At 47.0% G+C, this 10,889-nt stretch carries 16 protein-coding genes; 9 read left to right on the top strand and 7 right to left on the bottom strand.

Translation table 11 applies throughout. The annotated features are described in order from the left end of the window. The first annotated feature begins 16 nt into the window (after positions 1–16). Positions 17–706 carry a hypothetical protein gene (locus tag HQK80_12880; protein MBF0223099.1) on the top strand — a complete coding sequence of 230 codons (690 nt, stop codon included), beginning with the start codon at positions 17–19 and terminating at the stop codon, positions 704–706. 97 nt (positions 707–803) lie between these two features. Here HQK80_12880 and tatC read toward each other — a convergent pair whose 3' ends face one another. After that, entirely contained in the window at positions 804–1,478 is a 675-nt protein-coding gene (tatC, locus tag HQK80_12875) for a twin-arginine translocase subunit TatC (protein MBF0223098.1), read from the bottom strand. Between the two features lie 98 nt (positions 1,479–1,576). Next, the gene (locus tag HQK80_12870; protein ID MBF0223097.1) at positions 1,577–1,924 is read right to left on the bottom strand and encodes a twin-arginine translocase TatA/TatE family subunit; all 348 of its coding nucleotides are present in this window, start codon (positions 1,922–1,924) and stop codon (positions 1,577–1,579) included. 337 nt (positions 1,925–2,261) lie between these two features. Between HQK80_12870 and HQK80_12865 the strand changes: the two genes are divergently transcribed. Next, positions 2,262–3,551 carry an adenylosuccinate synthase gene (locus HQK80_12865; GenBank protein ID MBF0223096.1) on the top strand — a complete coding sequence of 430 codons (1,290 nt, stop codon included), beginning with the start codon at positions 2,262–2,264 and terminating at the stop codon, positions 3,549–3,551. A 60-nt stretch (positions 3,552–3,611) separates the two neighbouring features. Here HQK80_12865 and HQK80_12860 read toward each other — a convergent pair whose 3' ends face one another. From HQK80_12860 to HQK80_12840, 5 genes are all read right to left on the bottom strand, one after another. Further along, a complete protein-coding gene (locus tag HQK80_12860; GenBank protein ID MBF0223095.1) occupies positions 3,612–4,250 on the bottom strand; it encodes a hypothetical protein in 639 nt (212 codons plus the stop codon). Between the two features lie 27 nt (positions 4,251–4,277). Further along, entirely contained in the window at positions 4,278–4,832 is a 555-nt protein-coding gene (locus tag HQK80_12855) for a hypothetical protein (protein ID MBF0223094.1), read from the bottom strand. 77 nt (positions 4,833–4,909) lie between these two features. Then, entirely contained in the window at positions 4,910–5,209 is a 300-nt protein-coding gene (locus tag HQK80_12850; protein ID MBF0223093.1) for a hypothetical protein, read from the bottom strand. Positions 5,210–5,222: 13 nt separating this feature from the next. Then, a complete protein-coding gene (locus HQK80_12845) occupies positions 5,223–5,966 on the bottom strand; it encodes a hypothetical protein (GenBank protein ID MBF0223092.1) in 744 nt (247 codons plus the stop codon). Positions 5,967–5,999: 33 nt separating this feature from the next. Next, positions 6,000–6,161: a hypothetical protein gene (locus tag HQK80_12840; GenBank protein ID MBF0223091.1), complete on the bottom strand. Its 162-nt coding sequence runs from the start codon at positions 6,159–6,161 to the stop codon at positions 6,000–6,002. Between the two features lie 438 nt (positions 6,162–6,599). On the opposite strand from HQK80_12840, the gene HQK80_12835 reads away from it, so the two are divergent. The 7 genes from HQK80_12835 to HQK80_12805 all read left to right on the top strand — a co-directional run bounded on the left by HQK80_12835 (position 6,600) and on the right by HQK80_12805 (position 10,853). After that, complete coding sequence (locus HQK80_12835; protein MBF0223090.1) at positions 6,600–6,863, top strand: DNA-directed RNA polymerase subunit omega; 264 nt, start codon at positions 6,600–6,602, stop codon at positions 6,861–6,863. A 39-nt stretch (positions 6,864–6,902) separates the two neighbouring features. Continuing rightward, positions 6,903–8,006: a molecular chaperone DnaJ gene (dnaJ, locus tag HQK80_12830; protein MBF0223089.1), complete on the top strand. Its 1,104-nt coding sequence runs from the start codon at positions 6,903–6,905 to the stop codon at positions 8,004–8,006. Between the two features lie 14 nt (positions 8,007–8,020). Further along, entirely contained in the window at positions 8,021–8,506 is a 486-nt protein-coding gene (moaC, locus tag HQK80_12825; protein MBF0223088.1) for a cyclic pyranopterin monophosphate synthase MoaC, read from the top strand. 101 nt (positions 8,507–8,607) lie between these two features. Beyond that, entirely contained in the window at positions 8,608–8,970 is a 363-nt protein-coding gene (gene dksA, locus HQK80_12820; protein MBF0223087.1) for an RNA polymerase-binding protein DksA, read from the top strand. 67 nt (positions 8,971–9,037) lie between these two features. Continuing rightward, the gene (gene galT, locus HQK80_12815) at positions 9,038–10,036 is read left to right on the top strand and encodes a galactose-1-phosphate uridylyltransferase (protein MBF0223086.1); all 999 of its coding nucleotides are present in this window, start codon (positions 9,038–9,040) and stop codon (positions 10,034–10,036) included. A gap of 76 nt (positions 10,037–10,112) precedes the next feature. Beyond that, positions 10,113–10,463, top strand: a complete 351-nt coding sequence (locus HQK80_12810) for a response regulator (GenBank protein MBF0223085.1) — start codon at positions 10,113–10,115, stop codon at positions 10,461–10,463. A gap of 42 nt (positions 10,464–10,505) precedes the next feature. After that, on the top strand, positions 10,506–10,853 hold the full coding sequence (locus tag HQK80_12805; protein ID MBF0223084.1) for a GTP cyclohydrolase I FolE2: 348 nt from the start codon (positions 10,506–10,508) through the stop codon (positions 10,851–10,853). Positions 10,854–10,889 lie beyond the last annotated feature (36 nt).

Below are 10,889 nucleotides of genomic sequence, written 5' to 3'. Positions count from 1 at the left end.
AAGGATACAATAAAATATGAAACTGAAAACAGTTGGAATTTTCGTGCTGGCTGGCAGTCTATGGTTTGCTGGTTTGGCCCAGGCAGAAGATTTGTTCTTTGATGATTTCTCGACAGATTTATCCTCATGGAACGCTACTGAGCAAGGAAAATGGCTGGTTAAAAACGATGAACTTTATAGCCACTCGAATGCTGGATGTGAAAAGACCAACTGCCCGCATTCAGATTTACTCCTTAATGATGCTATTCAGCCCACTGGCAGCTATAAAGCTTCTTTCGATTTCAGGAAAACAGTCAGTGCCTCGCAGTCGAAATCGTTGAACACCGTGGCTACTTTTGTGTTGTGGAAGGACGAGAACAACAAGATAGCGATCGCAATTGGAGACCAAAGCCAGCCACATAAAGAAAAACAGCATAAAGAGATTGGCGTAGTGCTGTCATCATGGGATGGAGAATCCTGGCTAACCGATGCAAGCGACACCTTTGACTACGACTGGGACTCAGACGACTGGCACACAGCCTCTCTTGAAAAAAATGGAGCAATATACTCCATCTATATCGATGATATTTTCCTTACTGAGTTTGAAGACAGTTTTTTAAGCGGAAAGGGGAAAATTGGAATACACGGTTCAGCGACTGTAACCGCAGACAACTTTGTACTTTCAGAAATTACCAGACCCGTCAGCAAATGCCCCAGGCAGAGATAGAAAGCACCCGAATCCGAATACGATAAAATCGGCCACTTGAGCCCCCCTCCGAACCCCTTCTCTTGACGCTTGAAACTCGACACTCACTCTGCACCTCCTAAAACAGGCGTCCTATCAGGGCGCCTGCCTCATAAAGAACACAAAGAGGCATCGCCACCAATACCGTAGAGACAGGTTCACCTGCCGTAAGTAGAAAACTCAACACAAAAATTATCAGATAGAAAAACAACCTTTTCTGATGAAAATGCCGTTTTGGCACCAGGCCGAACTTGACGGCGGCAACCATCAGGAATGGTATTTCAAAGGCCAGTCCAAAGCCTAAGGCTATTCGTGCCACAAAGGTAAGATAGGCCCCAAATTTGGGCATCGGCGTGAGATTGTCACGAATAAAACTCATCAGAAATTTCAACAACTCCGGCAACACGACAAAAAAGGAAAACAGGGCCCCGGCACAAAACAACAGCGTTCCCATGGCAACAACGCGCAGAACAGCTCTCTTCTCCTTCTTCTTCAGGCCTGGCGCCACATACATCCATGTTTGATAGGCAAGAATTGGGACGCTACCGATTATTCCTACTAAAATTGAAAGCTTCAGGTAGGAGAAAAAAGCCTCGGTCAGATTCGTGTAGACAAGTGTAGTAAGTTCTGGGTAGGCCAGAAACAAGGGGTCCATAAAAAAATGAGAGATGGGCTTGGCAAACCCATAGGCGACACTGCTGCATAAGACGACAGCCACAAAGGAGATTGTTACTCTCTGACGCAACTCCACCATATGGGTGGAATAACCGCGATTTTCCTGTTCACGACTGTCAGCTTTGGGGCTTTTGGAATTACCCGAGCCTAGCCCATCACCAGTTTCAGAGGTATGGGTCATGAAGTTTGGTTTTCCGGTTTTTCTTCAGGCCCGCTGGAAGGTTTTAGTGCGGCAGTGTCATCAGATGGCACTACCTCCACCTCCGGGATATTGACAGCCTCAAAAAGATCATCCTTTTCCGGCCTATATTGAGCGATCTGCGGGTTTTCCGGTGTTATCTTTTCCCAGGGCTTCAACTCATCAGCATCCTCATCGAAACTGCTTTTCAGGGCATTAGCGGCTTTCTTCAACTCCACAACCTGTTTGGCCAAACTCTTTGCCAACTCGGGCAATTTTTCTGGCCCCACAACAATGAGGGCAACTGCCATGATTAAGATCAGTTCCGGAACTCCTATTCCAAACATAGCTGAAACACCATTAAAGACAATTGAAGAGGGGAAATGGCCAAAAGTGACAAACTTTTCGTAAAAGATTTTTTTGACGGCTAAGATCTTGCGAATTTACGGCATTTACCAGGGCATGTCAAGCCGGTTATCAGGTGAGGCCTTGCATCAAAAACCCCGTGCTGAAACTATCGGCAAATTACCCAAAACGACTTTATTCTTCCCAGCAAAAGGGCTCTGCCGCAGTGAGTCGTACACGACGATTGACTTTTGCAAAGCCTTTTACTATTATGCCCTGCTGTTTCTTTTTATCAGTTCATTTTTTGTCGGCTTAAAAGCGGACCAGGAGCATGTGATAATGGCCAATGTAGTAATTGTTGGAACCCAGTGGGGTGATGAAGGGAAAGGAAAAATTGTTGACCTGCTGACAGGCTATGCTGATTATGTTGTCCGTTTTCAAGGCGGCAACAACGCTGGTCATACGCTGGTAGTAGAAGGCAAAAAATATGTTTTCCACCTCATTCCATCGGGCATCCTTTATGACAACAAACGATGCTTCATCGGTAACGGTGTCGTTCTTGACCCCAAAGTTCTGCTGGAAGAGATGCAGGAGCTGGCGGACTCCGGTTTGCCGGTTACCCCTGAGAGGTTGTCCATCAGTGAGAATACCCACGTGATTATGCCCTACCACAACCAGTTGGACCTTGCCAGCGAAACAAAAATGCAAAAGGGCAAAAAAATCGGCACCACCGGTCGGGGCATCGGCCCCTGCTATGGGGACAAAATTCTTCGCAAAGGCATAAAACTAGGTGACCTTCTCGACCCGGATCTATTCCGGGATAAACTTCAAGACAATGTCACTGAAAAAAACCATTTCCTCAAGGAATCAGGGGCGAGCATATCCTTTGACGCTATTTACGAAAGTTTCCAATCCTATGCCGAACAGCTGGCACCTTTCATCAAAAACGTTTCCGTTGAGTTAGACCTGGGCAGAAAGGCCGGCAAGCATATCCTTTTTGAAGGAGCCCAGGGAACCCAACTTGATATTGACCATGGCACGTACCCTTTTGTCACCTCATCAAACACTGTTGCAGGCAATGCCTGTACTGGCTCTGGCTTTGGCCCTTCACATATTGACTGTGTAATCGGTATCCTTAAAGCCTATACCACCAGAGTTGGGGAAGGCCCCTTCCCCTCAGAGCTTTTTGATGCAACCGGCGACGAACTCCAAAGAAAAGGCGGCGAGTTTGGAGCAACTACGGGCAGAAAGCGGCGCTGCGGCTGGCTTGATGCTGTTTTGGCTCAAGAGGCCGTTCGACTTAACGGCATTAATGGCCTGGCCATTACCAAGCTTGATGTGTTGAGTGGTCAAGATACCTTGAAAATTGCCACAGCGTATGAGGCTGACGGAAAGACTTACACCGCAATGCCCGGCAACATCCGGACAACGGCTAAGCTTCAGCCGATATACGAAGATATTGAAGGCTGGCAGGAAGAGATCGACCACGTTCTCAGCATGGATGATCTGCCCAAAAAGGCAAAAGAGTATGTGAAACGCATTGAAGATATGACCGAGACCCCGGCCTACATTGTCTCCGTAGGACCTGGCAGAGAGCAGACCATGCTGCTGAAAAACCCTTTTGAATAGGGCCGTGATTCAGGGGGATTTTTTCCTTTATGTAAAAATGGCAATCCCTACACTATTTAATCACCTCTTCACATAGCGGGCACCGGTGATCACGTCAGCGACATCTACCGCTGACTGGGCAAGCATATTTACCATAACCGGTGCCCCCATTGGACGCCTGATTGGCTCAATAAAGGTCGAGTTGAGCAAAGAGTTCAATATATCAGTGCGCGGATAATCCATCGGCTGATCCATCGTCTGACCTATGTGCCAGACCGTTGCCCCACTGGTCACATTTATCAGACGCACAGAGATATCCATCCTCGATCCGCCCAACTCCGCGCCCTCAATCAGATAATTCACCTTACCGGCCAACACGAGGTCTGTACCATATTCTCTTCCCACAGTTACAGCTTCGTCATAATCGCCGTAATCCTGTCGAATGAACTTCACTTTAGGAAAAATCTGTTTTCCCAAAAGAATATCCCTATACAATGCCCCTATGCCCATCCCAACTTCCGGCGACAACCCTTTGGGCATCAAAAAAGGCAGAACTCCAACAGTTGCCTGCAGGTAGGCGGTTGCATCTTCAGGGTGAATATAGACAACCGGAGCACCCTTATTGACACCAACCTGGGCAGAAGACTGTCTTTCAATAACAGTTGCACACCCCGTCAGAATTTGCAAAACGACACCGATAAGCACAACAACTCGAACCATACCCCGCACCTCACTTTGTAGACAAGCCTACCTTTCGTAGCCTGAAATCTTTGAGTCAACCATGCCGGTCGTATCAGCAAGCAGATAATTAATTGTATGACTGCGTCGTAACTCTACGCCCCCGACAGACAAAACCTCTTGAGAGTCAATATCAAGAATCTTAACATTGATAATGACTGACCCTGGTGTCATTGAATACGTCCCGGCAACTATTGCGTCAGCATCATACTGGGCAGCCAAACGTTTAGTTTCTCGACTTAAAACCAGTTCCCCGCTATTGTTTTTAACAAGTATGGTATCTATTTTGCGCAACTCAACAACGCCATAGCCATGTTGAAAAAGCTGCGTTGCCAAGGCTTCGCTCAGAGCTCTGCCAAACTTAGAAGTCTGATAGAGCTCGTCAAGGTTAACCAGCGTTGAAAACACCAAACGCTCTTCAAGGCCAAAATCTCCTCTCTTATTTAAAATCAACTGCCGGGCCAGCTCCTCACCAATTCCAAAAAAATCGGGGGAGGCGACAGATACCGCCTTTCTGGTCTCCACAGCTCCGCACCCTGTAAGCAGCATGACAAAACAGAGCATCAACCAAACTGAGATATTTGTTTTAGTTTTTCTCACAAAAGCTCCTAAAAAAACTGATTTTCTTCATAGTTAAACAGCTAGCGCTTGACGGCAATAGCTGTATCGGCTTTGGCGTAGCCATCAAGACCAAGCTTCTTCAACTGTGCTGAGTTTGCGGTAGCTGCGACAATAGCGAACTGTTGCTGGGCAAGTTCATAACGGCTTTCCTCCATGTAGTGCATCGCCTTGCGATAACGAGCCTCTGCATAGGCATCCATTTTAAGATCGACTTTTTCCCAGGGCATACTGTTCTTGGTACTTTCACAGCCTGACAACAGAACAAACGAGGCCCCCAGCAAAGCCACGACACCAGATAGCGTACGCCAAAATTTCACCATGAATGTGCTCCTCTTATTCCTCAAACTGCTCAATCGTAACCATACGACCTCGGCGCGCAGGCATTGACTCGTCACTAAGCATTTGGCGGGTAACCGGATCGAGATCAAAAACAAGACTGGCATTGGAAAGAACCATACCGTCGCTATTTTGGAGTAGACGGGCATTTAAAAATATTTGGCCCTGTGCATACGTGTATGTGCCAACAACCATTGCCTGAGAGGCGTGGAGATAGCTTAATTCATCCATATCTCTGGACAAGCCGTACTCACCGTGCCTCTCATAAATCATCAGGCCTGCTGTTTTACGCACATCAATGACCTCGACACCAGCCAGCTGCATCTCTCCGATCAGTTGTTCGGCTATATAGCGCCCCAAAGATGAGGTTTTATACAAATTACCGAGGTTAACAAAGCTGTTAATAGTTATAACGTACTCCTCAGCAATGCTCTCCTGCGCATTGGCCAGCAACTGGCGGCTGAGCTCCCGAACTCTGGCCTTAAGTGTTGTGGCCTCTTCCGCTTCAAAAAGATGCCCGTTATCGGGATCCTTCCTTAGAGACAGAAAAGAAAGATAGTCCCACAACCGTCGCTGTTCGGTACTTTTTTCTTCAACTTGCCCAGTGCTGTATAAGTATTCGGGCCTGATGGTATGGACATATTCTGCCCGGGCCAATTCCGCGCGACTCTCGCCCGCAACATTTGCTACAACAATCAGTACTGTGCCAGCCAAAACAGTCATCAGCAACAATCCTCGCATTGCTTCACTCCCTGTATAGTTTTTGAATTACAATCAATCTCTGGGCCCCGCCGGATAGACAACAGCTTCGTGCTTTTCATAAATAACTGTCGGCAAGTCGTAAGTGGCAGCTCTCCCGGCACCAGATACAGTTCCAGAACTACTGCATCCCAAAAGTCCTAAAAATAGCGCCAATCCCAAGGTAATTTTTATCATCTCCACAACACCTGTCATAATTTTGACGGGAACATTTTTCCCACCCATCATCAAGCATGGCAACAACCTCAAAAAACAATCTGCCTTGCAACTCCTACCACCATTACGGTTAACGGGATCACAACACATTAAGACCACCAACAGCTACTCGCCTTAAAGGTACAGCCAACTGGACAAGTTGCACATTACATGCCACCACTCATATTGCGCAAATAGGCTCCCCCGCCCAAACCATTACTTTCAGGGGAGATGACCACTAAGCCATAAAAATCTCTTGCCATTACTAAAAGAACGATTATATTGTTCACGTTTTAGCTAATGACCTAGAACTTTCCTCTCGGGCACAATGAGCATTAGCTTCCCGGTCAGTAGTATCAATCAACTACAGAGATAGATATCTACCCAATTTAGCTGACAAATAGCTCAAGGAGATTATTAATGGCCAGAATTACAGTTGAAGACTGTTTAAAAGAAATTGGTAGCGAAAACCGTTTTGCGCTTATCCACCTCGCCATCGCCCGGCTCAAACAGCACCGCAATGGCCTACCTTTTCTTGTCGAGGGCAAAAACAAAGAAGTAGTTATGACTTTGCGTGAGATAGCAGCCGGAAAAGTAACAGTTGAAAACATACGAAGTTTTGAAAAAATTCTTCACGAAGAAGACAAAGCCGAAAATACACAACCAGAAGCAGCTACCGTTTAACGTCCGTTTACCCATCTGTTAAACAGCTACCATACAACTATGGATTACTACAAAACACTTGGAGTTTCTTCATCGGCGTCTGCCGATGAGATCAAAAAAAGCTATCGCAAGATGGCAATGAAATTTCATCCCGATAGAAATCAGGGCGACAAAGAGGCTGAGGAAAAGTTTAAATCAGCGGCAGAGGCCTATGAAGTTCTAGGTGACCCGAAGAAAAGACAGATTTACGATCAATACGGCATCGAAGGTCTCAAGAACACCGGTTATCGTGGCCCTGGTAACGCCGAGGACATCTTTTCCAGTTTCGGAGATATATTTGAGGATCTGTTCGGTTTTGGCGGAGGAGGCTCTTCTCAGCGCCGCCGAAGCGGCCCGACACAAGGCAGCGATCTACGCTATGACCTGAGCATCTCCTTTATGGAGGCCGTCCATGGGGCAAACAAAGAGATCGAAATAACCAAGCCCGACACCTGCTGGACCTGCGAGGGAACTGGAATGCGGCCTGGATACCAGGCACAAACCTGCTCATCCTGCAACGGTCGTGGTCAGGTTATGCGCTCACAGGGATTTTTCCGGCTGAATACAACTTGCCCGGAATGCCAGGGTGCCGGTGAGGTTATTACCGATCCCTGCCAGGACTGCAACGGCAAGGGCCTTATTAACAAGAAGAAAAAAGTATCGCTGAAAATTCCAGCCGGAGTTGACACAGGCTCCAGAATGCGGCTTACCGGCGAAGGCCAGGGTGGACGAAAAGGCGCACCCGCTGGGGATCTATACGTTATTCTCCACGCTGACAAACATGATTTTTTTGAGCGCGACGGAGAGGATATTTACTGTCGATTGCCAATCTCCTTTGTGCAGGCCGCCCTTGGCACAAAAATTGACATCCATACCATTCACGGCACAAAAACTATCTCCATTAAAAAAGGCACCCAGACCGGTGACACCCTGAAACTTGACTCCGAAGGTGTCCCAAGTCTACGCGGTCATGGCCGTGGAGACATGATCATTGTTTATAAGGTACACACACCAACCAACTTGAACAAAAAGCAGGAAGAGTTGTTGCGCGAATTTGCAGAAGCTGGCGGTGACTCTACCGGCGAAGAAAAGGAAGGATTTTTTCAGAAACTTTTCCACGGCTAGGGTATGATACAAAAATGACCAAGCGCTCGTTGACACATTTCAATCAGTCTGGAAATGCTATAATGGTCGATGTTTCGGCCAAAAAGACCACCTCCAGAGAGGCTATGGCGACGGACACCATTTTCTTGTCCCGAGAAGGGCTCCTTCTTGTGCAGGAAGGCCGGGTAGTTAAGGGTGATGTATTAGGGGTTGCCAGGCTTGCCGGGATAATGGCAGCAAAAAAAGTTGACCAGCTTATCCCATTAACACATCCGCTTAACATCACTAAGGCGGAAGTTGATTTTAGTTTTGACGAAGAAAAAACGGCTATCAACATCTGGGCGACGGTTGCCATTACTGGTCAAACAGGGGTTGAGATGGAGGCGCTAACCGCAGTTTCCATTGCCGCACTTACAATATATGACATGTGCAAATCCGTCGATAAGTACATGACTATTGGCAATATTCAGCTCGAAAAAAAAACCGGTGGAAAAAGCGGGACATTTATCCGCACAAAATGATAACATTGTATGTGTGTTTGAATTACTGAGAAACTATTCGAGCTGCCCATTACAATTTTTTGGTTTCCCCAGTACAACACGTATTTTTGGAGGATCACAGCATGAACCAGGAAAAACTTACTTATTTCAGAAAAAAACTTGAGGCGGACGCTGAGAGTCTGCTTTCAGAAGCTGACAAAACTCTATCTGAGATGACCGATCAGAACGAGAACTACCCCGACCCAACTGATCGGGCTTCTGCTGAGTCCGATCGAAACTTCGAGCTCAGACTTCGGGACAGAGAGCGAAAGCTGCTCGTTAAAATCAAATCTGCAATCTCCAGAATTGACGATGAGTCCTATGGGATTTGTGAAGATTGCGGTGACGACATCTCGGCCGAACGACTTGAAGCGAGACCTGTTACAACATTGTGCATTGCCTGCAAAACAAAACAGGAAAACCATGAAAAAACACATGCGGGCTAACGTGGCTCCGCCACCTATCCCCGTGTACTTACATTAACATAGCCGGTTCTTAGGAAAATCTTCTGCTATGCCAGAACTCCGCAAAGACCCAATCCTTGGTCGTTGGATTATAATCTCCAAGGAACGAGGAAAAAGACCAACAGATTTTATTGTTGAAAAAAGCACTACTAAAGCGGGATTTTGTCCACTTTGCCCTGGCAATGAAAAAACAACCCCTCCCGAAGTTCTGAGTTACGGCCACCCTGGTCATGCCTCAAACTCTCCGGGCTGGACGTTGCGAGTAGTTCCTAACAAATACCCGGCCCTCGTTATTGAAGGTGACCTTGATAAGGTTGGTGAGGGCCTTTACGATAAGATGAACGGTATTGGGGCTCACGAAGTTATCGTTGAGTCTCCTAACCACGAAGAAAGTTTTGCGGATCTATCCCTGGAGAGTATGACCCAGGTGCTTTTTGCCTATCGTGACCGGATCATCGACCTTGCCCATGACTCACGTTTTCGCTATGTAATGGTCTTCAAAAATCATGGCAAGGCTGCCGGAGCCTCGCTTGAGCACTCCCACTCGCAGCTGGTCGCCCTGCCAATTCTGCCTCGCATGATCGTTTCTGAACTCGATGGCAGCATGGCCTATTATCGTTACAAAGAACGATGTATTTTTTGTGACATCATTCACCAGGAGCTCAGAGAAACGACTCGTATTGTCTGTGAAAACGAGCAGTTTCTGGTGATCACCCCCTTTGCACCACGATCGCCCTTCGAAATGTGGGTACTGCCCAAGCAACATGGCTCTTCATATATTTCCATGCAAGAACATTCGTGCACCCTCCTGGCCAAAGTTTTCTCCGAGTGCCTTAGACGCCTGAATGCTTGTATTCCTAATGCGCCATATAATTTTGTCCTCCATACGGCACCACTCCGGTCTCACCCGCTGGAACATTTCCATTGGCATTTTGAGATTGTACCCAAATTAACCCAGATTGCCGGCTTCGAGTGGGGATCAGGATTTTACATAAATCCTACTCCACCAGAGGAAGCTGCCAAATATTTAAGGGAAGCAGATATTTAAAGCACCCTGTAGGTCAATCGCCTATACTAAGGCTTAAAACCTGCTATTTTGCACAACAGACAAAAAGAGGTCGCCCATGAAAAACATATTGCTAGTTGACGATGAAGACTCTATCCACTTGCTTTACCGGGAAGAACTTGAAGAAGAGGGATATAGTGTCGCTTCTGCATTTACCGGCAAGGAAGCACTTGCCAAGTTGGCCGAAGCTTCTTTTGATCTGGTGATCCTTGACATCAACATGCCGGGGATGAGCGGACTAGAAGCCTTGCGCAAAATAAAAGAGGTCAACCCGGCACTGCCCGTCATACTTAGCTCGGCGTATCAAGAGTTCAAGCAGGATCTTGCCTCCTGGTGTTCCGACGATTACCTGGTTAAATCGGCAGACCTCAGTGAGCTCAAGGCCGCAGTACGGCGCCATCTGTCATAGGGCATACATCCTGGGACTGAGCTCTTCCGGTTAGAAAAAACAATGAAAGATATTCAGAACCAGCCCGACTTCCGACGAATTAACATCCGTAAGGTCGGCGTCAAAAATATCTCCTATCCCATCACGGTTCGTGATAAAGCGAAAACAACCCAGAAAACTGTCGCCACCTTTAATATGTACGTCAGTCTGCCCCATCAATTTAAGGGGACGCACATGAGCCGTTTCGTAGAAATCCTTAATCGCTTCCATGGCGAGATTAACCTGACGAACTTTCACCGTATTCTGTCCAAGATGAAAGAAAGGCTTCAGGCGGAAGAAGCTCATATCGAGATTGAATTTCCCTATTTTTTAAAAAAATCACAACCACAATCGATTACCACCGTCGAGTAACAATGCAAAATGCACGGGTCGCTGACAGACTGTGAT

This window comes from Desulfobulbaceae bacterium (genome assembly GCA_015231515.1).
Lineage (GTDB): Bacteria > Desulfobacterota > Desulfobulbia > Desulfobulbales > VMSU01 > JADGBM01.
Note: the sequence above shows the minus strand (reverse complement) of the source record. Positions and strands in the feature narration are given on the sequence as shown.